At 66.7% G+C, this 25,025-nt stretch carries 27 protein-coding genes and 2 tRNA genes; 17 read left to right on the forward strand and 12 right to left on the reverse strand.

The window, feature by feature from the left end; all coding sequences use genetic code 11:
- Positions 1-7 precede the first annotated feature (7 nt).
- On the reverse strand, positions 8-460 hold the full coding sequence (locus tag ACO07J_RS05450) for a c-type cytochrome (RefSeq protein WP_422027035.1): 453 nt from the start codon (positions 458-460) through the stop codon (positions 8-10).
- Positions 461-585: 125 nt separating this feature from the next.
- Between ACO07J_RS05450 and ACO07J_RS05455 the strand changes: the two genes are divergently transcribed.
- Positions 586-819 carry a hypothetical protein gene (locus tag ACO07J_RS05455; RefSeq protein WP_422027037.1) on the forward strand — a complete coding sequence of 78 codons (234 nt, stop codon included), beginning with the start codon at positions 586-588 and terminating at the stop codon, positions 817-819.
- Positions 820-835: 16 nt separating this feature from the next.
- Here the strand turns inward: ACO07J_RS05455 and ACO07J_RS05460 are convergent, their stop codons facing one another.
- Positions 836-1,531, reverse strand: a complete 696-nt coding sequence (locus ACO07J_RS05460) for a Crp/Fnr family transcriptional regulator (protein WP_422027039.1) — start codon at positions 1,529-1,531, stop codon at positions 836-838.
- 102 nt (positions 1,532-1,633) lie between these two features.
- Here ACO07J_RS05460 and ACO07J_RS05465 point away from each other — a divergent pair, with 102 nt between their 5' ends.
- Both ACO07J_RS05465 and ACO07J_RS05470 read left to right on the forward strand, forming a co-directional pair.
- Positions 1,634-2,062 carry a pseudoazurin gene (locus tag ACO07J_RS05465; RefSeq protein ID WP_422027041.1) on the forward strand — a complete coding sequence of 143 codons (429 nt, stop codon included), beginning with the start codon at positions 1,634-1,636 and terminating at the stop codon, positions 2,060-2,062.
- Positions 2,063-2,140: 78 nt separating this feature from the next.
- Complete coding sequence (locus ACO07J_RS05470) at positions 2,141-3,331, forward strand: NnrS family protein (RefSeq protein WP_422027043.1); 1,191 nt, start codon at positions 2,141-2,143, stop codon at positions 3,329-3,331.
- An 88-nt stretch (positions 3,332-3,419) separates the two neighbouring features.
- Here ACO07J_RS05470 and ACO07J_RS05475 read toward each other — a convergent pair.
- Positions 3,420-3,494: transfer RNA gene (locus ACO07J_RS05475), tRNA-Gln, on the reverse strand.
- A 94-nt stretch (positions 3,495-3,588) separates the two neighbouring features.
- A complete protein-coding gene (locus ACO07J_RS05480; protein WP_422027045.1) occupies positions 3,589-4,110 on the reverse strand; it encodes an SH3 domain-containing protein in 522 nt (173 codons plus the stop codon).
- A 105-nt stretch (positions 4,111-4,215) separates the two neighbouring features.
- Between ACO07J_RS05480 and ACO07J_RS05485 the strand changes: the two genes are divergently transcribed.
- The gene (locus ACO07J_RS05485; protein WP_422027047.1) at positions 4,216-5,202 is read left to right on the forward strand and encodes a 2-hydroxyacid dehydrogenase; all 987 of its coding nucleotides are present in this window, start codon (positions 4,216-4,218) and stop codon (positions 5,200-5,202) included.
- 39 nt (positions 5,203-5,241) lie between these two features.
- Here the strand turns inward: ACO07J_RS05485 and ACO07J_RS05490 are convergent, their stop codons facing one another.
- Positions 5,242-6,216, reverse strand: coding sequence for a quinone oxidoreductase family protein (locus tag ACO07J_RS05490; protein ID WP_422027049.1), 975 nt, complete (start codon positions 6,214-6,216; stop codon positions 5,242-5,244).
- Positions 6,217-6,347: 131 nt separating this feature from the next.
- On the opposite strand from ACO07J_RS05490, the gene ggt reads away from it, so the two are divergent.
- The 5 genes from ggt (at position 6,348) to ACO07J_RS05515 (ending at position 13,281) form a co-directional block, all read left to right on the forward strand.
- Entirely contained in the window at positions 6,348-8,132 is a 1,785-nt protein-coding gene (gene ggt / locus ACO07J_RS05495; RefSeq protein WP_422027051.1) for a gamma-glutamyltransferase, read from the forward strand.
- A gap of 92 nt (positions 8,133-8,224) precedes the next feature.
- Positions 8,225-9,184 (forward strand): hypothetical protein, encoded by a 960-nt coding sequence (locus ACO07J_RS05500; protein ID WP_422027052.1) that lies wholly within the window; start codon positions 8,225-8,227, stop codon positions 9,182-9,184.
- A 150-nt stretch (positions 9,185-9,334) separates the two neighbouring features.
- Complete coding sequence (locus tag ACO07J_RS05505; protein ID WP_422027054.1) at positions 9,335-11,842, forward strand: GcvT family protein; 2,508 nt, start codon at positions 9,335-9,337, stop codon at positions 11,840-11,842.
- A complete protein-coding gene (locus ACO07J_RS05510; protein ID WP_422027056.1) occupies positions 11,835-12,632 on the forward strand; it encodes a hypothetical protein in 798 nt (265 codons plus the stop codon). Before ACO07J_RS05505 ends, ACO07J_RS05510 begins: the two co-directional genes overlap by 8 nt.
- A gap of 112 nt (positions 12,633-12,744) precedes the next feature.
- Positions 12,745-13,281: a hypothetical protein gene (locus ACO07J_RS05515; protein ID WP_422027058.1), complete on the forward strand. Its 537-nt coding sequence runs from the start codon at positions 12,745-12,747 to the stop codon at positions 13,279-13,281.
- Positions 13,282-13,393: 112 nt separating this feature from the next.
- On the opposite strand, the gene nusB is transcribed toward ACO07J_RS05515, so the two are convergent.
- From nusB to ribB, 3 genes are read right to left on the reverse strand one after another with little or no spacing between them, the layout of a single operon-like run.
- Positions 13,394-13,879 (reverse strand): transcription antitermination factor NusB, encoded by a 486-nt coding sequence (gene nusB, locus ACO07J_RS05520; protein ID WP_422027060.1) that lies wholly within the window; start codon positions 13,877-13,879, stop codon positions 13,394-13,396.
- Positions 13,876-14,418, reverse strand: coding sequence for a 6,7-dimethyl-8-ribityllumazine synthase (locus tag ACO07J_RS05525; RefSeq protein ID WP_422027062.1), 543 nt, complete (start codon positions 14,416-14,418; stop codon positions 13,876-13,878). The genes nusB and ACO07J_RS05525 overlap by 4 nt, the downstream gene beginning before the upstream one ends.
- Complete coding sequence (gene ribB, locus ACO07J_RS05530) at positions 14,418-15,575, reverse strand: 3,4-dihydroxy-2-butanone-4-phosphate synthase (RefSeq protein WP_422027064.1); 1,158 nt, start codon at positions 15,573-15,575, stop codon at positions 14,418-14,420. The genes ACO07J_RS05525 and ribB overlap by 1 nt, the downstream gene beginning before the upstream one ends.
- 185 nt (positions 15,576-15,760) lie before the next feature.
- Here ribB and ACO07J_RS05535 point away from each other — a divergent pair, with 185 nt between their 5' ends.
- Positions 15,761-16,099 (forward strand): hypothetical protein, encoded by a 339-nt coding sequence (locus tag ACO07J_RS05535; RefSeq protein ID WP_422027065.1) that lies wholly within the window; start codon positions 15,761-15,763, stop codon positions 16,097-16,099.
- Positions 16,100-16,392: 293 nt separating this feature from the next.
- Here ACO07J_RS05535 and ACO07J_RS05540 read toward each other — a convergent pair whose 3' ends face one another.
- Together ACO07J_RS05540 and ACO07J_RS05545 are read right to left on the reverse strand one after the other, a co-directional pair.
- A complete protein-coding gene (locus ACO07J_RS05540; RefSeq protein ID WP_422027067.1) occupies positions 16,393-17,175 on the reverse strand; it encodes a hypothetical protein in 783 nt (260 codons plus the stop codon).
- On the reverse strand, positions 17,172-18,464 hold the full coding sequence (locus ACO07J_RS05545; RefSeq protein WP_422027069.1) for a hypothetical protein: 1,293 nt from the start codon (positions 18,462-18,464) through the stop codon (positions 17,172-17,174). Before ACO07J_RS05545 ends, ACO07J_RS05540 begins: the two co-directional genes overlap by 4 nt.
- A 151-nt stretch (positions 18,465-18,615) precedes the next feature.
- Between ACO07J_RS05545 and ACO07J_RS05550 the strand changes: the two genes are divergently transcribed.
- A complete protein-coding gene (locus tag ACO07J_RS05550; protein ID WP_422027071.1) occupies positions 18,616-19,065 on the forward strand; it encodes an MmcB family DNA repair protein in 450 nt (149 codons plus the stop codon).
- Here ACO07J_RS05550 and ACO07J_RS05555 read toward each other — a convergent pair.
- Positions 19,060-19,248, reverse strand: a complete 189-nt coding sequence (locus ACO07J_RS05555; protein WP_300892060.1) for a DUF6324 family protein — start codon at positions 19,246-19,248, stop codon at positions 19,060-19,062. The two genes, ACO07J_RS05550 and ACO07J_RS05555, sit on opposite strands and share 6 nt — an antisense overlap.
- Before the next feature lie 78 nt (positions 19,249-19,326).
- Between ACO07J_RS05555 and ACO07J_RS05560 the strand changes: the two genes are divergently transcribed.
- The 3 genes from ACO07J_RS05560 to ACO07J_RS05570 all read left to right on the forward strand — a co-directional run bounded on the left by ACO07J_RS05560 (position 19,327) and on the right by ACO07J_RS05570 (position 21,372).
- Complete coding sequence (locus ACO07J_RS05560; RefSeq protein WP_422027073.1) at positions 19,327-19,818, forward strand: GNAT family N-acetyltransferase; 492 nt, start codon at positions 19,327-19,329, stop codon at positions 19,816-19,818.
- A 130-nt stretch (positions 19,819-19,948) separates the two neighbouring features.
- The gene (locus tag ACO07J_RS05565; RefSeq protein WP_422027075.1) at positions 19,949-21,163 is read left to right on the forward strand and encodes a porin; all 1,215 of its coding nucleotides are present in this window, start codon (positions 19,949-19,951) and stop codon (positions 21,161-21,163) included.
- A gap of 132 nt (positions 21,164-21,295) precedes the next feature.
- Positions 21,296-21,372 (forward strand) — tRNA-His (locus ACO07J_RS05570).
- A 29-nt stretch (positions 21,373-21,401) separates the two neighbouring features.
- On the opposite strand, the gene ACO07J_RS05575 is transcribed toward ACO07J_RS05570, so the two are convergent.
- Positions 21,402-21,704, reverse strand: a complete 303-nt coding sequence (locus ACO07J_RS05575) for a DUF6476 family protein (RefSeq protein WP_422027077.1) — start codon at positions 21,702-21,704, stop codon at positions 21,402-21,404.
- On the opposite strand from ACO07J_RS05575, the gene ACO07J_RS05580 reads away from it, so the two are divergent.
- From ACO07J_RS05580 to ACO07J_RS05590, 3 genes are all read left to right on the forward strand, one after another.
- Complete coding sequence (locus tag ACO07J_RS05580; RefSeq protein ID WP_422027079.1) at positions 21,703-22,728, forward strand: RluA family pseudouridine synthase; 1,026 nt, start codon at positions 21,703-21,705, stop codon at positions 22,726-22,728. The genes ACO07J_RS05575 and ACO07J_RS05580 overlap by 2 nt on opposite strands.
- 175 nt (positions 22,729-22,903) lie before the next feature.
- Positions 22,904-23,800 (forward strand): RNA polymerase sigma factor RpoH, encoded by an 897-nt coding sequence (gene rpoH, locus ACO07J_RS05585; RefSeq protein WP_422027081.1) that lies wholly within the window; start codon positions 22,904-22,906, stop codon positions 23,798-23,800.
- Positions 23,801-23,862: 62 nt separating this feature from the next.
- Complete coding sequence (locus ACO07J_RS05590) at positions 23,863-24,945, forward strand: alpha/beta hydrolase (RefSeq protein ID WP_422027083.1); 1,083 nt, start codon at positions 23,863-23,865, stop codon at positions 24,943-24,945.
- Positions 24,946-25,025: the final 80 nt, after the last annotated feature.

A 25,025-nucleotide genomic window follows, 5' to 3' on the forward strand; every position in this document is an offset into this window, starting at 1 on the left:
AAATGGCTCAGCCGGCGTCGTTCGGCGGCCAGTTCTGGGTGTCGGTCTGGTCGGCCCAGCGGAGGAATTCGGCAAGCGCGCGCATCTCCTCCTCGGTGATTTCGAAATGCGGCATCTGGCGGCGGCCCTCGATGCCCGAGGGCTGGGCCTTCATCCATCCGTCGAGCATCTCGTAGGCGAGCTCGGGGTCGTCCTGGACGCCCCACCGGGTCATGACGTTGCCGACCTCGGGGGCGAAATAGGCGCCTTCGCCGTGCAGGGTGTGGCAGTTGATGCAGGAGAAGCGCTCCCACACGTGCTTGCCCAGCCGGACTTCGTCGGTCAGGGGCATTCCGGCCGTGGCGGTGTTTACGATGTGGCGGTGGCTTTGCGCCGTCAGGGCCACGAACACGACGACGAAGAAGATGGATCCCCCGTAGAACACGTTCCTGGCCCGCGATTTGGTAAGTATTTCTGACATGTCGCGGTCCCGACAGATTGTTTCGGATACCCGAGGTCTAGGGGGAGCGGCGTGGTCGCTTGTTGTGCAAACGCAAAGAACGGGACGAAAGATGCGCGCAGCATGCCGGTATGAAAGGAGCCGCCATGAGACCGCCCGACTTCGACGATCCCGACCTGCCGCTTTCGGAGCTCTTCGTGATGTGGCCGATGACGGCCACGGCCTTCCTGGCGAGGCGGATGCTTTGCCCGGGCTGCCCGATTGCCCCTTTTCACGCGATCACGGATGCCTGCCTGGAATACGGGCTGGACGAGGATGCGTTCCGGGCGGAGCTTGCCGGGCTGATCGGCGAGGCGGGCGCGGGCAGGCGGCGGGCGTGATCCGGCGGCCGGGCGGTCAGCCCTGCATGCCGCCGAGAATCACCAGCCGGTGCGGATCGGTGACGACGATGTGCTTGCGCGTCGACTGGACGACACCGTCCCGCTGCCAGGCGGAGAGGAGGCGGCTGACCGTGTGCAGGGTCGTGCCGGTCATCTCGGAGATGTCCTGGCGGGTGACCGGAAAGGCGATCTCGATACCCTCGGCGGTCTTGCGCCCGCTCTGGTTGACCATGCGCAGCAGGGCGCAGGCCACCCGTTTCTCCACGGCCTGGGTCGCCATCTCCGTCAGGGTTTCCTGAATCTGTCCCAGCCGCTGGCCGAGCGTCTTGTAGCTTTCGGTCGCGAAGCCGGGGTAGTTCGCCACGAAGTCCGGCCAGAGGCCGACGGGCCATGACAGCGCGATCGATTCCGCCGCGGCGATGGCGGTGGCCGGGTAGGTGTCGCGCTGAAGCGCCGGGGCGATCCCGAAGAGCTGGCCGGGAGAGATGTGCAGCAGGATGATCTGGTCGCCGCCCGGTGTCGTCCGGACGACGCGCAGGTAGCCGTCGAGCAGCAGGTAGAAGCGGCCCGCGTCATGCCCTTCGCGGAAGATCGTCGTGCCTTCCTCGTAGCGGCGCGAGACGGCGTGGTCGAGAATCTCGCGGATCTGGGCGCGCTCCAGCAGGGAGAACGGGGGCAGGCCGGTCAGGAGGCTTTCGTCGAGCTTGGGCACGTTTTGTGTCCGGAGTTTGTTTCAGAGCAAAGTTCGTTCGGGCTTCTTAACGCATATCGGAGGCAGAGAACGCAACCGGACAAGATACGAAAGGATGTTCCGATGCTGACGAAACTGATGATGACCGCTGCTCTTGCCCTGGCCGCAGGTGCCGCCGGGGCCGAGACCTTCGAGGTTCACATGCTGAACAAGGGCGAGGCCGGTGTCATGGTCTTCGAACCCGCCTACGTGAAGGCCCAGCCGGGCGACGTGATCAGGTTCCTGCCCACCGACAAGGGCCACAACGTCGAGGATATCGACGGGATGCTGCCCGAGGGTGTCGAGGGCTTCAAGACCAAGTTCAACGAAGAATTCGACCTGACGGTCGAGGCCGAGGGGGTCTATGGCATCAAGTGTACGCCGCACTATGCCATGGGGATGGTCGCGCTGATCCAGGTGGGCGACGCGGTCAACCTAGAGGCGGCGGAGGCCGTGAAGCAGAAGGGTAAGGCAAAGGCCCGCATGGCGGACCTGATCGCCCAGGTCGACTGACGCAGCGTCCCGCGTCACGAGACCGATTCGGGCGGTGCCGATGGTGCCGCCCGATTGCTTTTGGAAGGACCGAGAACCATGACAACGCGCAACACCTACCGGGGCCCGGCCCTTTTCAGCTATGGCTTCCGGCCATTCTTCTTTTGCGCAGGCATCTTCGCCTTCGCGGCGATCCCGGCCTGGTGGCTGGTCTGGCGCGGAGAGGTCGGCATCGGGGGCCATTTCGCGCCGACGGACTGGCATGTCCACGAGATGATATTCGGCTATGGCTCCGCGGTGGTGGCGGGGTTCCTGTTCACGGCCGTTCCGAACTGGACCGGGCGGATGCCGACCCGCGGCTGGCCGCTGGCGGCCCTGCTGGCGCTCTGGCTGGCGGGGCGGGCGGCGGTGGCCGGCCTTGTCCCGGCCGGACCGGTGGGCGTTGTCCTGACCGACCAGGCGTTCCTGCTGGCCGTGGCCGCGATGGTCGCCCGGGAAATCGTCGCGGGGCGCAACTGGAAGAACCTGAAGGTGCTGGTGCCGGTCTCCCTGCTCTGGGGCGCGAATATCCTGTTTCATGTCGAGGCCCTGACCCAAGGCGTGTCGGAAACCGGCCGCCGGCTGGGAATTGCCCTGCTGATCTTCCTGATCATCCTGATCGGGGGGCGGATCGTGCCGAGCTTCACGCGCAACTGGCTTGCGCAGCGTGGCGCGGCGCGCCTGCCGGTGGCGTTCAACCGGTTTGACGGCATCTGTATCCTGGCCGGCGTCGGCGCGCTGGCCTGCTGGGTCATTGCGCCGTTTCACGTCGCGACCGTTCCTCTCGGCGGTCTTGCGGCTGTCCTGCACGTGATCCGCCTGGGGCGCTGGCGGGGGCAGGACAGCTGGCGGTCGCCGCTTCTGCTCATGCTTCACGTGGCGTACCTGATGGTGCCGCTGGGCTTTGCCGCCATCGGGGTAGGTGCGGCCGGGCTGGTCGGGCCGGCGGTGGGTGCCCACGTGCTTGGCATCGGCGCCATCGGCGGGATGACGCTGGCCGTCATGATGCGGGCGACGATGGGCCATACCGGACGAGCGCTTGTGGCCGGCGCCGGGCTGAGCTGGGCCTTCGCCCTGATCTGTGGCGCCGCCGTGGTGCGCGCGGTGGCCGGGCACGTGGCGGTGGGAGGCGTTGACGGAATCGACCTGTCGGCGGCGCTCTGGACGCTGGCCTTCGGCATCTACCTTTGGCGTGTCGCCCCTTGGCTGGTCGGGCCGAAGGTGGCGCGGAAGGCGGCCTCCCGGGCGTGACATGTGCCACCGGGAGAATGGCCGGATCGGTTGCGTGCCGAGGGCCTGGGCCCGCGCATGGCGGGGTTTTTCGTTCTGACGGGAAGACTGGCTGGGGTGGTAGGATTCGAACCTACGGTACACGGTACCAAAAACCGCTGCCTTACCACTTGGCTACACCCCAACGTGACGCGCGTATTACTCCGGTCGGTGCGGCTGTTCAAGCCCGGATTGGCAGAAATTCTCGGCTTTTGATGTCGGCGGGCGACCGGGGCGTGTCACTCGAGGATTTCGTCGGGTGCGACGCCCCAGATCGTGCCTTTCGGGGTCCAGCCCTCGTAGCCGGCCACCTCGAGACGGCACCACGTGGCGGTGCAGGTTTCGATGCGCGCGATCACGCCGATCTCGAGCCGGGCGATGACGAGCGAGCCCGGATCGGGCTGGGCGCGGAGTTCGAGCATGTCCGTCTCGGCAATCGCCGTGCGCACGCCGGAGAGGAGCGAGTAATGCACCCAGCCGCCCGCGCCGTCGCGGTCGCGCACGCGGCGCCAGTGGCCGTGCTCGGCGGTGATCTCGAGCGGGATGTCCTCGTGCTTGAAGACCCAGTCGATGCGGTGCGTGAGGCTGGGGCCGCGGCGCACGTTCGCCTCGGCCGCCTTCATCGAGACATAGCGTGGCAGGGGAAGGTTGGTGACGGGGCCACGCTCTTGCGCGCGGGCGGGCGCGGCGGTGGCCAGGGCGGAGATGACACAGGCAAAAATGGCCGGGACCACCCCCGGAAACGCCGATTTCAGCGACATGTTCGAATTCCTGCTCTTCAATGCCAATGGGGTTCTTGTGCCCCGCTGTTTCCTGCGCCAGTCTGGCATCATCGCGCGGTCTTTGGAAGTCAAAGGAGGAGCTTCATGCCATCTGCCCGTCTGAGTGTTGTCGTTACGCGACGCCTGCCCGAGCCGGTCGAGCGCCGGATGCAGGAGCTCTTCGACGTGCGCCTGCGCGAAAGCGACACGCGGATGACGCGCGAGGAGCTGGCCGAGGCGGTGGCGACGGCCGACGTGCTGGTGCCGACGATCACCGACCGGATCGACGCGGGGCTGATCGCGCAGGCCGGGGAGAAGCTGAAGCTGATCGCCAATTACGGCGCCGGTGTCGACCATATCGACGTGCATACGGCCCGCCAGCGGGGGATCCTGGTGTCGAACACGCCCGGGGTGCTGACCGACGATACCGCCGACATGACCATGGCGCTGATCCTGGCGGTTTTGCGCCGCATACCCGAAGGGCTGGCGGTGATGCAGTCGGGCGAGTGGCATGGCTGGTCGCCCACCGCGCTGCTGGGCGGGCGCGTGGCCGGGCGGCGGCTGGGCATCCTCGGGATGGGCCGGATCGGGCAGGCGGTGGCCCGCCGGGCCGCGGCGTTCGGGATGCAGATCCATTACCACAACCGTCACCGCCTTCGGGAGGAGACGGAGGAGGAGCTGGGCGCGCGGTACTGGGAAAGCCTCGACCAGATGGTGGCGCGGATGGACGTGATGTCGATCAACTGCCCGCACACGCCCTCGACCTTTCACCTGATGAACGCGCGGCGGCTGAAGCTGATGAAGCCCGACGCGGTGATCGTGAACACCTCACGCGGCGAGGTGATCGACGAGAACGCGCTGACGAGGATGCTGCGGGCGGGGGAGATTGCCGGCGCCGGGCTCGACGTGTTCGAGCATGGCACCGAGATCAACCCGCGCCTGCGGGAGCTGAAGAACGTGGTGCTGCTGCCGCATATGGGATCGGCCACCAACGAGGGGCGGATGGAGATGGGCGAGAAGGTGCTGTTGAACATCAAGACCTTCGATGATGGCCACCGCCCGCCCGACCAGGTGGTTCCGTCGATGCTTTGACGGGGGAACGGCGCCGCGAGGGCGCCGTTCTTCGTTTGCTCAGAGGGTGATGATGGTGGAGCCGGTGGTTTCGCGGGCTTCGAGCGCGCGGTGGGCCTCGGCGATGTCCTCGAGCTTGTAGCGCTGGCCGATATTCGTCTTCACGTCGCCGCTTTCGACCTTCTCGAACAGGTGTTTCGCCATCGCCTGGCAACGGTCGTGATCGGCGAGGAAGGTGAAAAGCGTGGTGCGGGTCATCTTGAGCGACCCCTTGGAGGCCAGCGTCAGCAGGCTGACCGGCTCGACCGGGCCGGAGGCGTTGCCGAAGGAGATCATCATGCCCAGCGGCTTGAGGCAGTCGAGCGAGGCGTCGAACGTGTCCTTGCCGACGCCGTCCATGACGATGTCGACGCCCTTGTCGCCGGTGATTTTCTTGACCTCGGGGGCGAAATCCGTCTGGCGGTAGTTGATGCAGTGGCTGGCGCCCATGTCGAGGGCGAGCTTGCATTTCTCGTCCGTGCCGGCGGTGCCGATCAGCTCGATCCCTTCGGAGCGGGCCCATTGGCAGGCGAGCAGGCCGACGCCGCCGGCGGCGGCGTGGAAGAGCACCGTCTGACCCTTTTCCAGCGGCCAGGTGCGGTGGAAGAGGTATTCGACGGTCATGCCCTGCAGCATGATCGAGGCGGCGTCTTCGAAGGAAATGCCGTCGGGCAGGGGGCAGACCTGGGCGGCGGGCATGACGCGGGCGTCGGCATAGGCGCCGGGGGGCACGGCGGCATAGGCTGCGCGGTCGCCTTCCTTGAGGTGGGTGACGCCCTCGCCCACTGCCTCGACGATGCCGGCGGCTTCCATGCCGAGGGCGTGGGGCAGGGGCAGCGGGTAGAGCCCGGTGCGCTGGTAGACGTCGATGTAATTGAGGCCGCAGGCCTTGTGGCGGATGCGGATCTCGCCCGGGCCGGGGTCGCCCACCTGCGTTTCGGTCAGCTTCAGTTGCTCGGGGCCGCCGGCCTGTTCGATGATGACGCTTCGTGACATGGGCGCTTCCTTGGATGTTGCGTGGATTTGCGCGGCATTAGTGCATGGATTGCGGGGCAGGCTCAACCGGTTGCCTATGGCCCCGTGTTGCGACAGAGTTCGGGCAACTCCCCTTGCCCCAGGAGGCCGTCATGCGCCGCTTCATCCTCTGCCTGTCCCTTTGTCTTTTGCCGGTGGCCCTTGCGGCCCAGCAAGCCGCCGATGCCGTCGAGCCGGAAGCCGCCGGGGCGGGGCAGGTTGCCGTATCCGAGCAGACACTGCACGCGCTCGAGGCGAAGGCGGCCGGGCGGCCGGTGGAGGCAAAGGACTGGATGGTCGCGGCCGCCAACCCTCTGGCGGTCGAGGTCGGGGCGCGGGTGCTGGAGCAGGGCGGCACGGCGGCCGACGCGATGGTGGCCGTGCAGGCGGTGCTGGGGCTGGTCGAGCCACAAAGCTCGGGGCTTGGCGGGGGCGCGTTCCTTGTCTGGTATGATGGCGAGAGCGGCGAGCTGACGACGCTCGATGGCCGTGAGACCGCGCCGCTGGCGGCGACGCCGCGGCTGTTCCAGGACGAGGCGGGCGAGCCGCTGGATTTCTACGATGCCGTCGTGGGCGGCCGGTCGGTGGGGGTGCCGGGCACGCCAGCGCTGCTCAAGGCCGCGCACGAGGCGTGGGGCCGGTCCGAGTGGACGGGGCTGTTCGACGAGGCGATCCGGCTGGCCGACGAGGGATTCGCGGTGTCGCCCCGGCTGTCGACCATGGTGGCGGGCGACGCGGTGCGCCTGACGCGGTTCGCGCCGACGCGGGCGTATTTCTTTCCCGAGGGCAAGCTGCCGGAAGTGGGGCAGGTGCTGAAAAACCCGGACTATGCCGAAACGCTGCGCACCTTGGCCAGCGAGGGGCCGGCGCCGTTCTACACGGGCGATATCGCCCAGGACATCGTGGCAACCGTGCAGGGGGCGCCCGGCAACCCGGGCGTGATGGAGGAGATCGACCTTGCCATCTACAGCGTGAAGGAGCGCGCGCCGGTTTGCGTACCCTATCGCGGCTACGAGGTGTGCGGGATGGGGCCGCCCTCGTCCGGGGCGCTGACGGTGGGGCAGATCCTGGGGTTGCTGGCGCCGTTCGACCTTGCCGGGATGGGGGCGGAGAGCGCCGAGGCGTGGCGGCTGATCGGCGATGCCAGCCGGCTCGCCTTTGCCGACCGGGGGCGGTACATGGCCGACACCGATTACGTGCCGGTGCCCGTCGAGGGGCTGGTCGAGCCGGGCTACCTGGCGGAGCGGGCGGAGCTTCTGAAAGGCGAGGCGGCGCTGGAGGCGGTCGAACCGGGCGCGCCGGAGTATGACCATGCGCTCAATTGGGCCGATGATGCGTCGATCGAGTTTCCCTCGACCTCGCATATTTCCATCGTCGACGGGTATGGCAACGCGCTTTCGATGACGACGACGATCGAGAACGGATTCGGCTCTCGCCTGATGGTGCGGGGGTTCCTGCTGAACAACGAGCTGACCGATTTCTCGTTCACCAGCCACGAGGACGGGCGGCCCGTGGCCAACCGGGTGGAGCCCGGCAAGCGGCCGCGCTCGTCGATGGCGCCGACCATCGTGCTGAAGGACGGCAAGCCGGTGCTGGTCGTGGGCTCGCCCGGGGGCAGCCGGATCATCGGCTATGTCGCCAAGACGATCATCGCGCATCTCGACTGGGGCATGGATGTGCAGGAGGCGGTGGCGCTGCCGCACCTGGTGAACCGGTTCGGCACCTATGACGTGGAAGGCGGGCTGGTGAGCGACGAGCTGGTCGGCGCGCTGGCGGGCATGGGGTTCGAGGTGAACCGGAATGTGCTGACCTCGGGCCTGCACGCGATCTCGGTGCAGGAGGGCGGATTGCTGGGCGGGGCCGACCCGCGGCGGGAAGGGGTGGCCGTGGGGCGGTAGGCCCGCGCCATCCAATCGCCGCCCCCGATCCCGATTTCCGCCCGATTCCGGTGCGATCACGTCGCTGACCGGACAGTTAGCGGAGCTTTTCAATGTTCAATCCTTACGCCATCGGGTTCGTCTGTGTGGCCGCCACTTTCGCCGTCGGCACGGATTACGTCGTGCAGGCCAAGGCCAACGGCTCGTACCCCGGCGAATATGCGTTCGCGACCTATGTCGGATCCTACACCTCGCGGCTTGGCGAGACCGTCAGCGCCATCGACACGGCGCGCCGGCAGTCGAAGGAGGCCCACACCCACCTGCCCGAGGCCCCGGAGGGCTGGGAGCGCCGCGCGTGGGAAGACCCCAATCCGGATGCCGCCGAGATGCTGGCGGGCCTGCCGCTGACCGAGCAGATGGCGGTCAAGCGGGAGCTGAAGAAGGCGGCGCAGGTCGCGTTGTTCGACACGTGGGATTACGTGCGGGGCGACGAGATGGTGCGCCTTTCGGCGCGGTATATCGGAAATGATTCCAAGGAGCGGGGGATCGTGGCGCTGGGGCACCTGGTGTCGGAATCGATCTATGGCGCCTCGGGCCCGAGCTATGCGCCCTATGCCGTGGTGCAGGGCGTGCCGTTTTTCGAGGTGACGGGCGCCGAGGTGCAGGGCGGCGCGGCCCTGGCGCTGGAGGCCTTCATCGGGGAGGACATCCTGATCGGGGTGGCGGCCAATGCGGCGCCTAAGACGGTGCGCGCCTTCCTGGAACGGATCGATTACGACAGCCTCAACCTGATGCTGGACGAGCCGGTGGCGGGCGTGGGCAGAGCGGCGCCGGCGCTGAGCGCGGCGGAGGAGCTGGAGGTTGCCACGCTGGCTGCGGAACAGCGCTATGGCCAGGCCGGCGATGCCGAGGCAGAGGGGGCGCCCGAGCCGCAGGAACCGGCCGCTGCGACGGTGACGCTCAACGGCGGCAACGCGCTTGGCGGACGCGCGGAAGAAAGCGGCGTCAGCCGGCTGCAACTGTCCGGCGGGCGGACCTGCCTGGGGGCCTCGAGCGGCAAGTTCTGCGACTGACCCGCGCTTTTTCGTGACACGCATCTGCCGCCCGGGGTCCGACCGCCCCGGGCGGCGTCGGTTTTAAGCCTGTTTATGTCGGCTGAAACCGCCGTCGCCATGCAGGAATGATACATATGCGCCAACGCATGCACGAAGGAGTCGCAGCCCATGAAAACGCAAGTGAAAGCCCTGGTCGTCGGCGGCGGCGCCGTTGGCACCTCGATCGCCTATCACCTGGCCAAGGCCGGCTGGGAGGACGTGATGCTGGTCGAGCGCGACGAGCTGACCGCGGGGTCGACATGGCACGCGGCCGGGCTGCTACCGCTGTTCAACATGTCCTATGCGACGACGCATATCCACAAGTACTCGGTCGATTTCTACAAGACGCTGGAAGAGGAAACCGGGCTGAATGCCGGGTTCGCCGTGGTGGGCAACCTGCGCATGGCGCAGACTCAGGAGCGGATGGACGAGTACATGCTCTATGCCTCGACTGCCGAGACCTGTGGCGTGTCCTACGAGTTCCTGAGCCCGGACGAGATCAAGGCGCGCTGGCCGTTGATCAACACCGAGGACCTGGCGGGCGCCATCTATCACCAGACCGACGGCTACATTAACCCCGCCGACGTGACCATGGCGATGGCCAAGGGTGCCCGCCAGCGCGGCGTGATGATCGAGCGGAAGTGGCAGGCCGACAAGTTCGAGTGGATGGGCGACCACTGGGACGTGACGCTCACCAAGATGGTCGAGAAGGGCGGCAACCTCGTGCCCGGGGAAGAGCAGACCGTGATCAGCGCCGAGCACGTGGTGACCGCGAGCGGCAACCACGCGCAGCGCACCGCGAAGCTGCTGGGCATCAAGATGCCGGCCATCCCGGTGGAGCACCAGTTCATCGTGACCGATGCCGACCCGGCGCTGCAGAAGTACCGCGCCGAGGGCAATGGCGAGCATCCGGTGATCCGGGACGCCGATGCGCAATCCTACGTGCGGGAAGAGCGGGGCGGCTGGATCCTGGGCGTCTACGAGAAGAACGCGCCGGCCTGCTTTGAATACGGCGTGCCGGACAGTTTCCGTGCCGACCTGTTCCCGCTCGACCTCGAGCGGATCGAGGAGCAGTACATGGCGATGATCCACCGCATGCCGTCGAGCGAGGAATGCGGGCTGAAGGACGATTTCAACGGGCCGATCTGCTATACGCCGGACGGCAACCCGCTGGTGGGCCCGGCGCCGGGGCTGCGAAACCTGTGGCTGGCCGAGGGGTTCAGCTTCGGGATCACCGCTGCCGGCGGCACCGGGTACTACCTCGCGCAGATGATGGTGGATGGAGAGGCCGAGATCGACATGGCCTCTCTCGACCCCAAGCGGTACTCGTCGAACTGGATGACCACGGAATTCGCGGCGCGCAAGAACGAGGAGTGCTACGACCACGTCTATATCCTGCACCACCCCGACGAGGAACGCCCGGCCTGCCGCCCGCTGCGGACCGTGCCGGCCTATGACCGGCAGAAGGCGCGGGGCGCGCAGTTCGGCTTCGTCAACGGCTGGGAGCGGCCGAACTATTTCGGGCCGCTGGATGCGCCGGACAGCTTCGACCACGACGCTCGCAGCTTCCGCCGCGGCGCGTGGTGGCAATACGCGGTCGAGGAGGCCAAGGCGATCCGCGAGGGCGTGGGCCTGATCGACGCGTCGGCCTTTACCAAGCATATCGTCAAGGGCGCGGGCGCGACCGCCTTCCTCGACTGGTTCACCTGCAACAAGCTGCCCAAGGTGGGGCGGATCAACCTGACCTATGCGCTGACCGCCAATGGCACGACGCGGACCGAGTACACCATCGTGCGGCTGGAGGAGGACAAGTATTACCTCGTCTCGGCCGGGGCGTGGACGGAGTATGACGCCGATTACCTGAAGAAGGCGATCGAGGACAAGGAGGCCGAGTTCGGCCGGATCGAGCTGCAGGACGTGACCAGCCAGTGGGGCGTATTCGCCATTGCCGGGCCGAAGTCGCGCGACGTGCTGAACGAGGTGATCAAGGATGCCGACCCGGCAACGGCGTTGTCGAACAAGCGCTTCCCGTGGCTGTCGGCGCGGCCGATCGAGCTGGGCATGTGCCCGGTCAACGCGATCCGCGTGGCCTATACCGGCGAGCTGGGCTGGGAGCTGCATCACCCGATCGAGATGCAGAACTACCTGTTCGACCTACTGGAAAAGGCGGGCGAGAAACACGGCATGAAGCTGGTCGGTGCGCGGGCGCAGAACTGGCTGCGGCAGGAGAAGAGCTATCGCGCCTTCGGCAACGAGCTGGGCCGCGATGCGACGCCGCTGGAGGCCGATCTGCCGCGCTTCGTCGACCTCGACAAGGAGTTCCACGGCAAGGACAAGCTGGTGGAAACCGGCGTGCGGGTGAAGTGCTGCACCCTGCTGATCGACGGGCCGGAGGATGCCGACCCGTGGGGCCGCGAGGTGCTTTACACCGAGGATGGCACCCGCGTGGGCCGCTTGACCTCGGGCGGGTATTCGGTTCACTTCGGGAAGTCCATCGGCATGGGTTACGTCAAGCCCGAGCAGGCGGTGGAAGGCACGAAGCTGAAGGTCAAGATGCAGGACAAGCTGTGGGATGCCGTGGTGACCTGTGACAGCCCCTACGATCCGAAGAACGAGGTGATCCGCAAGGATGGATAAACCCGCCCGCCATCGGTACTTTCTAGCCCCGGTGGCGGCGGTTTTCTGCTTTGCGTTGGCGTTCTTCTATCCGCTCAACCCGTTGTCCAACGGGGCGGAAAGCTATGCCAGCCGGGTCGCGGCGGCGAGCGCGGTGACCTATGTCTCGCTGCGCACGATCAACGCGTTCCTGTCGACCGCGCAGGAGGCCGAGGTCGGCCTGTCGGTGGGGGCGTCGGCGTCGGTGCAGCCGCTCAAGACGCTGGAGCCGATCGACGACACGATCGAAAGGATCGCCTCTGTCGTCTTCGCGATGATGATGGTGTCGGGGGTGCTGTCGGTCGCCATGGGGCCGGTGGGGGCCATCGGGTTCGCGATGAGCGGGTTTGGCCTGCTGGCCATGGTGCTGGTGACGCGAATGCGGGTCGGGCGGAAGCTGTTGCTGTACGGGGCGTTCTTCGCGGTTGCCTTGCCCCTGTCGTACTGGCTGTCGGGGTCGCTGGCCGATTTGATGACGGAGCGGACATGGACCGAGAACCAGCGCATCGTCAGCGAGATCATTGACGGGGTGGACACCGCGCAACCGGAGACGGAGGACGAGGGCTGGCTCTCGGGATGGTTCGAGCAGGGGGATGCGATTGCCAGATACAGCTCGATGGCCACGCGGATCGCGTCGGAGGCCGACGAGCTGATCCAGAGCTATATCAAGCTGCTGGCCGTGCTGCTGTTCAACCTGATCCTGCTGCCGATGATCCTGATCGGCGGGGTCTTCGTGCTGTTCCGCTGGGTGGCCAACGACGCGCTGGCGTGAGCGCCTTATTCTGCTTTGTGAAATGCGGTTTCGGGCGTATCATTGGCGCACTACCGCCGTCGGGCGGTTGTTCGATGGCGATAGCGTTAACCTTTTACAGGAGGGCGCTCCCATGAAAATCACCCTGAAATTGACGACCACGACCTGCCTGTTGCTTGCGGTGACCTCGTCGGCCCGGGCGATGGACGTCTCGGCCGAAGACCTGATGCAACGGCTCGAGGGCGTCGCCCCCGTCGCAGTGCTCGCCAACGCGACGCTGTTGCACGTCCCCGAAGAGGGCGAGCCCGAGGTCTTGCGGGAGGGCACCAACGGCTGGACCTGCATGTATCCCGGCGGTGACCCGATGTGCCTCGACGGTGCAGCGATGGCATGGGCTCAGGCCTGGATGAGCAAGACGGAACCGCCCGCCACGGTCGGCTTCGCTTACATGATGTTGGGCGACGAAGGGGCGAGCAACATCGATCCCTTCGCCATGGCCGAGTCCGCCGACAACCAGTGGATCGAGACCGGACCGCATGTCATGATCGTCGGCTCGGACGCGAAGGAAATGCTCGCCACTTACCCGCACGAAGTGCCCGAAGGTGCCGGTGCGCCCTGGGTCATGTGGCCTGGCACGCCCTATGCCCACGTGATGCTTCCGGTCAAGTAAGGGACGGCAAACGCCGGTGCGGGCAGGCTCTCTCGTCGACCCGCCCGGCCGCGAAAAATACGCATTTTCCGGGGAGGACACCCGCGCGGCATTTCGCCCCGGAAAACGCTGCCTAGAACGCCTCTGGCTTCGCCTCGCGCGCCATGTGGTCGAGCACGGCGTTGACGAACTTGGGCTCGCGCCCCTCGGGGTAGAAGCTCTTGGCGATGTCGACGAATTCCATGATCACCACCTTGGGCGGGGTGTCGGAATTGACCATCTCGGCCCCGGCGGCGCGGAAGAGGGCGCGGAGCGTCGGGTCAATGCGGTCGATCTTCCACTTGGCGACGATGGCGCGGTCGGTCATCTGGTCGATCTTTGCCTGCCAGGTGACCGCGTCGTCGAGCAGCTTGCGGAAGAGGTCGATATCGCCGTCGGCCATCTCGACGCCTTCATCGAGTTCCGCGCCGAACCGGTGCGACAGGAACTCCTGCGCCACCGCATTGACGCTTTGCTGCGAATGCTCCATCTGGAACAGCGCCTGCACGGCGTAGAGCCGCGCGGCCGAGCGCATGCGGCGCTTCTGGTTTCCGGAAACTGCTTTCACGTCGTCGGTCATGCCTTGGGGGCGTCCTTGTCATGGTCGGATGGCGTCGTGTCGGGCTCGGGCAGGAAGCCCACGCCCTTGCGACGGCCGCCCCACTTACGGCCCAACGCGACCAGATGCAAGGCTGCCGCCGCGGCGCCGGCGCCCTTGTTCATCTGGGTGGGATCGGCGCGGGCGACGGCCTGGTCGCGGTTCTCGACCGTGAGGATGCCGTTGCCCACCAGCGTGCCCTGAAGCCCCAGCAGGGTGATCCCGCGCGAGCTGTCGTTGCAGACGGTGTCGTAATGGGTCGTCTCGCCCCGGATGACGCAGCCGAGCGCGACGTAGCCGTCGAACTTGGCCATCCGGTCGGCCATGCCGATGGCGGTGGGGATTTCCAGCGCGCCGGGCACCTCGACGATCTCGTGCGTGCCGCCGCTGGCCTCGATCTCGGCCACGGCGCCGGCGATCATCATGTCGGCGATGTCGCGGTAGAAGGGGGCCACCACGATCAGGAGTTTCACCGGGTCGGTGAAGGTGGCCCGGGGCAGGGTGTATTCGGTTCCGGCCATCAGGATTTTCCTTGGCTGAGGGGCTTGGTGCCGACGATGGTGATGCCGTAGGCGTCGAGCCCGAGATAGCGGGTGTCGCGGTTGTCGGACAGCAGGATCAGCTCGTGCAGGCCCATGGTCGACATGATCTGGGCGCCGAGGCCGGTCTGCTTGATGGTGCGCGGGCCCTCGTCTTCCTCGATCTCGCCGGAGAGCTTGGGGCGGGGCTGGCGGAAGAGGAAGACGGCGCCGCGGCCTTCCTCGGCGATGATGTCCATGGCGCGGGGCAGCTTGCCGGTGGGGCGGCCCTCGGCGGCCGAGAGGCCGATGCCGAGCACGTCTTCCAGCGCGTTGAGCGCATGGGCGCGGGCCAGTACCGGCTTGCCGTCGGTGATGTCGCCCTTGGTGAGCACGACGTGCTCGGTGCCGGTGATCTGGTCGGCGAAGATGCGCATCTGCCACTCGCCGCCATGGGAGGAGGTCACGGTGTCGCGCCGCACTTCGCGGATCAGGTTGTCGTGCTTGTGGCGATAGGCGATGAGGTCGGAGATCGTGCCGATCTTGAGGTCATGCGCCTCCGCAAATTCCACGAGGTCGGGGAGGCGGGCCATGGTGCCGTCTTCCTTCATGATCTCGCAGATCACGCCGGAGGGGTGCAGCCCGGCAAGCCGGGAGATGTCGACGGCGGCTTCCGTGTGACCGGCGCGGACCAGCACGCCGCCGTTGCGGGCGCGGAGCGGGAAGACGTGGCCCGGCGTGGCGATCTGGGCTGCCGTGTTCTGGTCGTTGATCGCGGTGGCGATGGTGTGGGCGCGGTCGGCGGCGGAGATGCCGGTGGTCACACCCTCGCGCGCCTCGATCGAGACGGTGAAGGCGGTTTCGTGCCGCGAGGAGTTGTTGACCGCCATCATCGGCAGGCCCAGCCGGTCGATCCGTTCGGCGGTCATCGGCAGGCAGATCAGCCCGCGGCCATGGGTGGCCATGAAGTTGATCACCTCGGGCGTGGCGAACTCGGCGGCGACGACGAGGTCGCCCTCGTTCTCGCGGTCCTCGTGGTCGACGAGGATGAACATTTCGCCCTTGCGGGCGGCGGCGATGATCTCCTCGGTGGAGGAAATCGCGCTTTTCAGGCCGGATTCGACCGGTCCGGGTTTTTCAAAGGCATGGGTTTCGGACATCTCGGCTCCCCGGGGGCGGTGCAGGACTGCCAGATAGCGCAGGGGCGATGCAATGGCCAGAGCGGAATCCGGTGGCAGAAATACGCATGCGACCGGAAATCGCGGGTCGGAAACCGGGGATTTCCTTGAGTGCCGGGCCTCTTGTGCTACACTTATTGGCGCACCTCGCAAAGGAGTCGCACACCATGCCCAAGCTTATCAGCCTCTACATCAAGAATGTCGCCATCGGCTTCGGTCTTGCGGGGGTGTTCGTGGGCATGCTGCTGTGGTTCAACATCGCAAATCTCTGGCACCTGATCAGCACGTCCGACAAGGGCTGGATCGCGCTTGTCGTGCTGTGGATTTCGAACGGGGTGATCTTTGCCGGCGTGCAGTTCGGCATTGCCGTCATGCGGATGAAGGATGACGACGACGATGACGGCCCCGGCGGCGGGCTGCGCCAGCATGTCGAGATGCGGCGCGACTACGCGACCATCCCGGTGCGGGCCGACCAGGGGAACCGGGCGTTCTGGGAAAAGCGGTAGGGCTACCGACATATCGCAAGCAGTGATGCCGCGCGGGTCAACCGACGCGGCATTTTTCACTGGCGGTGTCGTCGTTGTGCGGAATGTGTGACGGGCCCGCACGCAACCGTTTGGTTATCTCATTCCCGAGGACCTGCATGTACAGGTGGGCGCCGGGTAACCGGACCAGGGCCCGGACAGAGCCAGCTCCCTCGGAATTATTTAAGGCCACCGGAATGCAACCGTTCACGAGAAGGGCAGCACCCGTCACGCGCAATAGGTAAGCTGCGGAAGGGCCCAGAGCAAGGGGTCTGTCAGTCTTCTTGCGTCACGAAATTGTATTCGCGAAGCTGTTCGGGCAGCAGCACGTAGATCTCGTCGGGCGGGGTGGCCAATGCGTGGGTCATGACCATCGGGTCGATGCCCATGTCGTTGAGGTAGACCATCACCTCGCCCTGTCCGGCCTGGATGTCCTCGACCGCGAAGGAGGCGGGCAGGATCGAGCTTTGGCCGAAGTAATGCTGGTGCACGCCGACCTGGGCGCCATCGTCGATGTCGCGCGTCGCGCCGCCGGCGAGGATGTAGGGGCAGGCGGAGAGGCAGAACTCGCCGGCCAGCATCTGCGTGCCGATCTCGCGGTCGCGCAGGTGGCGGCCAAGCTCGAGCGCGTCCTGCACCGAGCCGCCGGGGGATTGCAGGACGAGGGTTTCGGGCGTGGGCGTGGCCTCGGCCAGCAGTTTCTTGACGCGCGCCCCGTCGCCCTCGGCCACGGCGCCTTCGAGCCGGTAGGTGGCGCCGTCTATTTGGGTCAGCATCAGGCGTTCAGGCAATTGGCCGGGGTCGCGGGCGGGCTGGGTCGGTGGGCGGTCGCGCTCGGGGGTGTAGGTGCGGCGCTGGTCGCCGGGGCGCACGGGTTCGGTCAGGCGCGGGGCGTCCGGGCCGAGGCCGGGGAGGGAGAGGCGGCCAAGCTGCACGTCGCCCAGTACCAGCATGGCGCCGATGCCGAGCTGGAAGATCAGGATGGCGGTGAGGATCCGGCCGACGCCGTTGCCCTTCCTGTCCTTGCGGTTCGTCCCGGGCGGGCTCTCGCTGTTCATGACGAACCGCCGGTGATGCGCTTGATCTTGTTGCCGTCGGCATCGCGGGCGGGGGGCTCGTCATGGTGGTCCATGGCGGCGTCGACCTCCCGCGCCGCCGCCAGGGCGGCGCGCAGTTCGGCCAGTGTCAGCGTGTCCTCGACAGTGGTGCCGTCGCGGCCCGACCGGATGGCCGACTGGGTGATGGCGAGGATCAGGACCAGCACGGCGGGCAGCAGGTCGATGGCGATGGCGCCGGCCCAGGAGGGCACGAAATTGCCGGCATAGAGGATCACCGCGTCGGCGGCGGAAATGGGCGTGTAGGTGACTTCCGGGGCGGCGGGCAGGTTGGCCACCTCCTGTGCCGCGCCTTCGAGCGTGGCGGCGCGCTGGCCCAGCACCTCGAGCACGGAGGTGATGGTCGAGGACTGGCTGTCACGGCTTTCGGCGGTGCTGCCGTCGAGTTCGGGGAGGACGACGGAATCGGCGAGATCCTGCGCGGCGCGGGTCACGAGGGGGGCGACGGTGAGTTGCCGGAGCTGAGTGATCAGGCCCTGAAGGCGCACGGCGAGTTCGGAGAATTCGATGGAGCGGGCCTCGACCGGCCCGGGCTCGACCGTGAGCGCGCGCATCCGGCTGAGGATTTGGTTGCCCTCGGTGAAGGCGTTGTCGACCAGCGGGGTCTGCTGGGCGATCTGGGTTTCGAGCGCCGTGAGTTCCGCCGCCTTCTGGCGGAGGACGCGGAACACGGCGCCCCGCCCGGCGAGGCCAGAGAGGTTGCCGGTGGCTTCCTGTTCGCTGAGATCCTCGAAGGACTGGCGGACACGGGCGACGTCGCGTTCGAGGGCCTGGCCGGTCAGGGCGACCTCGTGGGCGCGTTCGAGGCTGGTCTGGTAATCCTGCACGGTCTTGGCGAGGTGCTGTTCCACCGCTGCCGAGCCGGCCAATGCCGCGGCGTTGAGCCAGCTGGACATGGCGACGATGGCGAGCGAGCCGAGGCCCATGGCGCCCAGCAGCCCCATCCGCGCCTGCCGGGAGTTGACCGCCGGGAAGAGCCGCAGGAGGTAGGACCAGAAGACGAAGATGCCGACCGAGACCGCCACCGAGTAGGCAATGGCAGCGAAGGCCGACATGGCGCCGGTGTCGTCGAGCAGCGAGGAGACGCCGAGATAGGTATAGATGCCCGAGGCCACCGCCAGTACGCCGAGCGCGGTGCCCGAGAAGGAATTGAGCCAGTCCACGTGGCCCTCGAGTTCGCGGGCATAGCGCACACCCCGGCTGCGGGCGGTTTCGGATTTCGGTTCGGACATGGTCAGGCGCTTTCGGTTGGGCGGGTTCGGGGCGGAGCCCCTTGGGGAGTATGAGTTGGTTGCGGCAAACATCAAGCGCGCAAAGCCCGGCCTTACGGGCACGTGAAGGAAGGGGTTGTCAATGTTCACGTATTGTTCATAAATTGGGGCCATGACGCAGGTGCTGATCCCTTCCGAAACGCTGATGCCCGGCCAGTTGCTGGCGCGGGGCGTGTGCCGTCACCTGGCCAGCCACGACTTCGTCTGTGTCGAGGAGTTCACGCCGGAGCGGGGCCGCCGGGTGGACGTGATGGCGCTGGGGCCGAAGGGCGAGATCTGGGTGATCGAGTGCAAGTCGTCACGCGCCGATTTCATGTCGGACGCGAAGTGGGAAGCCTACCTGGGCTGGTGCGACCGGTATTTCTGGGCGGTGGACGAGGCGTTCCCGTCGGACCTGCTGCCGCCGGAGACGGGGCTGATCATGGCCGATGCCTATGACGCCGAGATCATCCGGATGGCGCCGGAGGACAAGCTGCCGGCGGCGCGGCGCACGGCCCTCACGCGGCGCTTTGCCCGCCACGCGGCGCGGCGGCTTCAGGCGCTGCGCGATCCGCTGTCATGAGCCGCGCTTCTCGGCGGCCTTGGCGGCTGCCATGATTTCCTCGGCAATCTCGCGGGCCTCGTCGGGCTCGAAATCCATGGGGATTTCAACGCCGTCCGCCTCGACGTAGATGCGCACCATGCCCTGGTCGGTCGGCCCGATCTGCAGGTTCGCCTCGATGTCGCGTTCGGTGTTGATGCCCATGGTGGCCTCCTGAAAAAGCGCTCTGCAGGTATATCTTTCCGGCTTGAAAGACAAGCCTGCAAACGCTTTGGTTGTTCCATGGATACCATCACCATCCGCCCGTTCACGCCCCGCGACGCCGACTGGATCGTCGCCCGGCATGGTGCGCTTTACGCGCGGGAGGCGGGGTTCGACGACAGCTTCGGGGAGTTGGTGGCCGAGATCGTGGCCGATTTCGTGGCCGCGCACGACCCGGCCTGCGAGCGGGGCTGGATCGCCGAGCGGGAGGGGCAACGGCTGGGTTGCATCTTTTGCGTGCGGCTGGAGGGGGAGGTGGCCAAGCTGCGGCTGTTCCTGGTGGAGCCGGAGGCGCGGGGCACGGGGCTTGGCCGGCGCCTGCTGGAGACCTGCCTGGGGTTTGCCACGGACTGCGGGTACAGGCGGCTGACGCTCTGGACGCATGAGAGCCACCGGGCGGCCTGTGCGCTCTACAAGGCGCGGGGGTTTGCCTGCGAAAGCTCGGTTCCCGTCCGCTCCTTCGGGCAGGACCTGGTCGAGCAGAGCTGGACGATCGAGCTTTCCGATCGCTGAGGGCGGGGTGCGCGGGTCGCCATAAAAACGTTGACCGGTTGCTTTACGTAGGGTCAAATATTTCCCCAATGACCCGACCCTGGGGCGTGCGGCGCGTTGCAGGCGCTGGTCAGCATGGGGAGACGGGGACATGGCAATCACGCAAAGGGGACGTGCGGGTGCGCTGGCCAGCGTGTCGGCGATGGCATTGCTGGTGGCGGGAGGCGCCACGGCAGGCGAGTGGGAGATCGAGGTCAGCGGTTACATGGAGCAGTACCTGGGCTTCAGCGACTACGATGCGACCGGCGCCCCCAATCGCGATGCGTTCGATGCGGGGCTGGAGACCGATTTCCATGTCCGCCCGGCTTTCATTGCCGACAACGGGCTCAAGTTCGGGGCGGATTTCAACATCGAGGGGTCGGCGTCTACCAACGGGATGTCGGATGCGGAGATCGACGCGGCCTTTCTGTTTGTCCGGGGCAGCTTCGGCGAGGTCCTGATCGGCGACCACGAGCTTGCCGGCAACCGTTTGCAACCGCGCACGCCGGGGACCCGGGGGCCGGGGCCGGATATCACCTTCGACTCCATCAGTTCCGGCTCGATGTCGAATTTCATTGCGTTCTCCGGTTCGGTCGACGGGGTGCGGACGGGCGGCGACATCCGGCGCGGCTCGCTGGGCAGCACGCGGATTGCCTTCGGCGGCGAGGACCTGTCGGCCGGGATCAGCTATTTCACACCGCGTTTCGCCGGGTTCCAGCTTGGGGTGAGCTATGTTCCCGACGCGGGCGACAGCGTGTTCGGCTCGCCCGACTATCGCGACGTGAGGGATGTCTTCGATATCGGGGCCAGTTACTCGGGCAGCTTCGGGGAGGCGCAGGTGACGCTGTCTGGGCGCTGGGCCACGGCGGACAACAGGTTCGATCCGAGGGCCGACCCGCAGCTCTGGGGCGGTGGGATCAATATCGTGATCGGCGATCTCTCGATCGGTGGGAGCTGGGCCGAGATCCGGGGCACGTCGCGCGGGCGAAACGACGGCGTGTCGTATGATATCGGCGTGCAGTATGACCTGGGGCCGTGGACCTACAGTGCCGCGCATTTCCACGGGCAGAACACCGACAACGAGCATATCGGCTTTGGCCCCAAGGAGCGGCTGGACGCTTTCAGGATCGGGGCGTCCTATGACCTGAAGCACCCGGCCTCGCGGTGGTCGCCACCGGGGCTGCTGGGCTGGGCGGAGGAAGCGCGGCTTTTCGGGTCGGTCTCGACGATCTGCTTTACCGAGGATGTGGGCGACCTCGGTTTCGGAACGCCCGGAAACGATGTCGACGGGTTCGTCATCGCGACCGGGCTGCGGCTTACGTTCTGAGGAACGGGGTTTTTCCGCCAGAGGCCCGGTCGGGGGGCGCTTTTCCCGGTTGCATCGGCCGGTGAGCTTTGGCATACGAGGCTCCAGTCTCGGCACCTGACGGTTTCGCCTGTGCCGGGATGGATTGGCAGTGCCGCCTTAGCTCAGTAGGTTAGAGCGCTAGATTGTGGATCTAGAGGTCCCCCGTTCGAGCCGGGGAGGCGGTACCATCTTCCCCCCAGTTTCACAGGTCCGGCAATCATTCCACCTGGAGGGTCTGGCGCAGCACGCCGCTGTCGAGGTCGAAGATCAGGATCCGGTCGTCGGAGGTGACGACGGCGTACCAGTCGGCGCCCTTGGTGAAGGCGGTGGGGGTGGTGCCGTCGGGCAGGGTGATGACATCGGGCAGCTTGGGGCCGAAGGCATCCGAGAAGCGGATGACAAACAGCACGACGATCACTATGAACCCCAGAATCATCGTCGCGGTCAGCACCGTGACCAGAATACGCAGGTATTTCACGGTTCCGGCATCGACCGGCTGTTCGTGGGAGTTGTCCGCCATGGGGTCGTCACCCTTGTCTTTCCGGATCGCGGCCGCGCCGCCGCCCCGCCTTGATAAGGCGCTTTCGCGTGATGTGCCAGAGGGGGCGGCGTTGTCGCGTACGCGGCTGGCGCGGCTGATCGCGGAGGGGCAGGTGCGCGTGAACGGCGCCGTGGTGACCGACGGCAAGGCGCGGGTGGCCGAGGGCGACCTGGTGGAGATCGAGGTTCCGGAGGAGGGCGAGGTCGAGACGGTGGCGCAGGATATCGCGCTCGACGTGGTCTACGAGGATGACGACCTGATCGTCGTGAACAAGCCCGCCGGGATGGTGGTGCATCCCGCGCCCGGAAGCCCCGAGGGCACGCTGGTCAACGCGCTGCTGCATCATTGCGGTGACACGCTGTCGGGCGTGGGGGGCGAGAAGCGGCCGGGGATCGTGCACCGGATCGACAAGGAGACCTCGGGCCTGCTGGTGGCGGCGAAGTCGGACCGGGCGCATCACGGGCTGGCGAAGCAGTTCGAGAAGCACAGTGCGGAACGGGTTTACCTTGCGCTGGCCTATGGCTGCCCGGATGCGGCCGACCCGAGGCTGCGCGGGACGCGGGGGGTGTCGTTCGAGCCGGGCAACGTGCTGAAGATCACCACGCAGCTGGCCCGGCACCGGACCGACCGGCAGCGGCAGGCGGTGCTGTTCGATGGCGGGCGGCACGCGGTGACGCGGGCGCGGGTGATCGAATGTTTCGGAAATCCGGGCGCCGTGAGCCTGTTGGAATGCCGGCTGGAGACGGGGCGGACGCACCAGATCAGGGTGCACATGGCCCATGCCGGGCACGGGCTGATCGGCGATCCGGTTTACGGGGGGCGGCGGAAACTGGCGGCCAACGCCTTGTCCGAGAACGCTTTTTCGGCGCTTTACGGGTTCAGGAGGCAGGCGTTGCACGCCGCCGTTCTGGGCTTCGAGCACCCGGTGTCGGGCGAGTGGCTGCGGTTCGAGGCGCCGCTGCCGGCGGATTTCGCCGGGGTGCTGGAACTGCTGCGGGACTGACATCGTTTGCACGGTTGCGTGAGAAGACTGTCACAGGTCTGGCCAAATCAGTGCAAGAGGTTCATGCTAATTTAAACTATTCGGTTCAGTTGGGTTGAAACGGCCCCTACGTCATCTTAAATCAATGTTAACGGGTTAAACATTGGTTAACCGGTTCACTTGGAGGAACGAGGCTTTGAGTAACTACGCAAATCTTCCCGCACCGACGCCGGAGGGCGGGCTTAACCGGTACCTGCAGGAAATCCGCAAGTTTCCCCTGCTGGAGCCGGAAGAGGAATACATGCTGGCCAAGCGCTGGGTCGAAGGGCAGGACACCGAGGCCGCGCACCAGCTTGTCACCAGCCACCTGCGGCTGGCGGCCAAGATCGCCATGGGCTATCGCGGCTACGGCCTGCCGCAGGCCGAGGTGATCTCGGAGGCCAACGTGGGCCTGATGCAGGCGGTCAAGCGGTTCGATCCCGAGAAGGGGTTCCGGCTGGCGACCTACGCGATGTGGTGGATCCGCGCCAGCATCCAGGAATACATCCTGCGCAGCTGGTCGATGGTGAAGCTCGGCACGACGAGCGCGCAGAAGAAGCTGTTCTTCAACCTGCGCAAGGCCAAGTCGCGTATCGGCGCGCTGGAGGAGGGCGACCTGCACCCCGACAACGTCAAGCAGATCGCGCATGACCTGGGGGTGACCGAGGACGAGGTGATCTCGATGAACCGGCGGATGTCGGGCAGCGACGCGTCGCTGAACGCCACGGTCGGCTCGGACGAGGACAGTTCGATGCAGTGGCAGGACTGGCTTGAGGACGAGGACGCCGACCAGGCCGCCGATTACGAGAAGCAGGACGAGCTGACCGCGCGGCGGGAATTGCTGGCCGAGGCGATGGACGTGCTGAACGATCGCGAGAAGGACATCCTGACCCAGCGGCGGCTGAGCGACCAGGCGGTGACGCTGGAAGAGCTGAGCGGCCAGTATGACGTGAGCCGCGAGCGGATCCGGCAGATCGAGGTGCGCGCCTTCGAGAAGCTGCAGAAGCGGATGCGCAGCCTGGCGCAGGAAAAAGGCATGATGCCGGCCGTCTGAGGTCTTGGAGCGTCCGTGAATTCGAAGTAGCCTTCCCGCGCAGTCCGTGGGGAGGCTTTTTCATGACCGGCGTTCCGAATTCGTTAATGGCCCGGCCGGTCGTGCGGACCGTGGCCCGCAGGGTGGCCCTGATTGTCCTGGCGGCGGCGCTGGTCGCCTGTTCGCCGCGGCAGGCCGCGCAGTTCGCCCCGCCCCATCCTTCGGCCAGTATCGAGCGGATCTACGTGGCGACCGAGCTGGAGCTCGACGACCTGGGCCGGCAGTTCGGGCAGACCCGGCCGCGCGGCTTGAAATACCTGCACGTGGATGTCTCGGTGCCGCCGACGCACAGGCCCGGCAACGTGGAATGGCCCGAGGGCCCGCCGGATGCGGCGACGGATTTCGTGATGACCGGCAGCCAGGTCTATCGCGGGGCGGACGAGATGCTGGGGGCGATGCGGCGCCGGACGCCGGGCCGCGAGACGCTGGTTTTCGTGCATGGCTACAACAACACGTTTTCCGACGCCGTCTATCGGTTTGCCCAGATGCGGGCCGATTTCGGAACCACCGGGCCGGGGCTTTTGTATGCGTGGCCTTCGGCGGGCGATCCGCGCGGCTATGCCTATGACCGCGACAGCGTGCTGTATTCGCGCGACGATTTCGGCAAGGTGCTGAAGAGCGTGACGGCGAGGGGCGACGACCGGGTCTTCCTGCTGGCGCATTCCATGGGCTCGCAACTGGTGATGGAGACGCTGCGGCAGGCGGCGCTGCGGGGGGACCGGGCGCTGTTGAGCCGGATCAACGGCGTGGTGCTGATGTCGCCGGATATCGACCCGGACGTGTTCCGGATTCAGGCGGCCGCGATCGGCCAGCTCCCGCAGCCGTTCCTGATCTTCGTCTCGCAGCAGGACCGGGCGCTGTCGCTGGCGGGGCTGTTGTCCGGGCGGAAGCCGCGGCTGGGCACCATCGACAATCCCCGGCAACTGGAGGGGGTCGAGGGGGTTCGCGTGATCGACATCACCGCGCTGGGCGATGGCGAGGGGCTGAACCATTCGACCGCCGTGACCTCGCCCGCCGCGATCGAGGTGCTGAAGGGCATGATCTCTCAGCTGACCGACGGGGCGCAGGATTTCGAGGATTACATGGTGCTCGACGCCGACACGTGACGCGGCGGGGCGCGCCGTGGAAGTGCTTGTATTTTCCCGGCGTTGGCGCATCTTGGGCGCTGTTCGCAGCAACGGGAGGG

Origin of the sequence: Roseovarius sp. (assembly GCF_965228755.1) — a bacterium.
Classification (GTDB): Bacteria; Pseudomonadota; Alphaproteobacteria; order Rhodobacterales; family Rhodobacteraceae; genus Roseovarius.

Coding starts and splice junctions, on each gene's coding strand:
- ACO07J_RS05450 (WP_422027035.1), bottom strand. CDS start 460: ATGTCAGAAATACTTACCAAATCGCGGGCCAGGAACGTGTTCTACGGG.
- ACO07J_RS05455 (WP_422027037.1), top strand. CDS start 586: ATGAGACCGCCCGACTTCGACGATCCCGACCTGCCGCTTTCGGAGCTC.
- ACO07J_RS05465 (WP_422027041.1), top strand. CDS start 1,634: ATGCTGACGAAACTGATGATGACCGCTGCTCTTGCCCTGGCCGCAGGT.
- ACO07J_RS05470 (WP_422027043.1), top strand. CDS start 2,141: ATGACAACGCGCAACACCTACCGGGGCCCGGCCCTTTTCAGCTATGGC.
- ACO07J_RS05480 (WP_422027045.1), bottom strand. CDS start 4,110: ATGTCGCTGAAATCGGCGTTTCCGGGGGTGGTCCCGGCCATTTTTGCC.
- ACO07J_RS05485 (WP_422027047.1), top strand. CDS start 4,216: ATGCCATCTGCCCGTCTGAGTGTTGTCGTTACGCGACGCCTGCCCGAG.
- ACO07J_RS05490 (WP_422027049.1), bottom strand. CDS start 6,216: ATGTCACGAAGCGTCATCATCGAACAGGCCGGCGGCCCCGAGCAACTG.
- ggt (WP_422027051.1), top strand. CDS start 6,348: ATGCGCCGCTTCATCCTCTGCCTGTCCCTTTGTCTTTTGCCGGTGGCC.
- ACO07J_RS05500 (WP_422027052.1), top strand. CDS start 8,225: ATGTTCAATCCTTACGCCATCGGGTTCGTCTGTGTGGCCGCCACTTTC.
- ACO07J_RS05505 (WP_422027054.1), top strand. CDS start 9,335: ATGAAAACGCAAGTGAAAGCCCTGGTCGTCGGCGGCGGCGCCGTTGGC.
- ACO07J_RS05510 (WP_422027056.1), top strand. CDS start 11,835: ATGGATAAACCCGCCCGCCATCGGTACTTTCTAGCCCCGGTGGCGGCG.
- ACO07J_RS05515 (WP_422027058.1), top strand. CDS start 12,745: ATGAAAATCACCCTGAAATTGACGACCACGACCTGCCTGTTGCTTGCG.
- nusB (WP_422027060.1), bottom strand. CDS start 13,879: ATGACCGACGACGTGAAAGCAGTTTCCGGAAACCAGAAGCGCCGCATG.
- ACO07J_RS05525 (WP_422027062.1), bottom strand. CDS start 14,418: ATGGCCGGAACCGAATACACCCTGCCCCGGGCCACCTTCACCGACCCG.
- ribB (WP_422027064.1), bottom strand. CDS start 15,575: ATGTCCGAAACCCATGCCTTTGAAAAACCCGGACCGGTCGAATCCGGC.
- ACO07J_RS05535 (WP_422027065.1), top strand. CDS start 15,761: ATGCCCAAGCTTATCAGCCTCTACATCAAGAATGTCGCCATCGGCTTC.
- ACO07J_RS05540 (WP_422027067.1), bottom strand. CDS start 17,175: ATGAACAGCGAGAGCCCGCCCGGGACGAACCGCAAGGACAGGAAGGGC.
- ACO07J_RS05545 (WP_422027069.1), bottom strand. CDS start 18,464: ATGTCCGAACCGAAATCCGAAACCGCCCGCAGCCGGGGTGTGCGCTAT.
- ACO07J_RS05550 (WP_422027071.1), top strand. CDS start 18,616: ATGACGCAGGTGCTGATCCCTTCCGAAACGCTGATGCCCGGCCAGTTG.
- ACO07J_RS05555 (WP_300892060.1), bottom strand. CDS start 19,248: ATGGGCATCAACACCGAACGCGACATCGAGGCGAACCTGCAGATCGGG.
- ACO07J_RS05560 (WP_422027073.1), top strand. CDS start 19,327: ATGGATACCATCACCATCCGCCCGTTCACGCCCCGCGACGCCGACTGG.
- ACO07J_RS05565 (WP_422027075.1), top strand. CDS start 19,949: ATGGCAATCACGCAAAGGGGACGTGCGGGTGCGCTGGCCAGCGTGTCG.
- ACO07J_RS05580 (WP_422027079.1), top strand. CDS start 21,703: ATGGGGTCGTCACCCTTGTCTTTCCGGATCGCGGCCGCGCCGCCGCCC.
- ACO07J_RS05575 (WP_422027077.1), bottom strand. CDS start 21,704: ATGGCGGACAACTCCCACGAACAGCCGGTCGATGCCGGAACCGTGAAA.
- ACO07J_RS05590 (WP_422027083.1), top strand. CDS start 23,863: ATGACCGGCGTTCCGAATTCGTTAATGGCCCGGCCGGTCGTGCGGACC.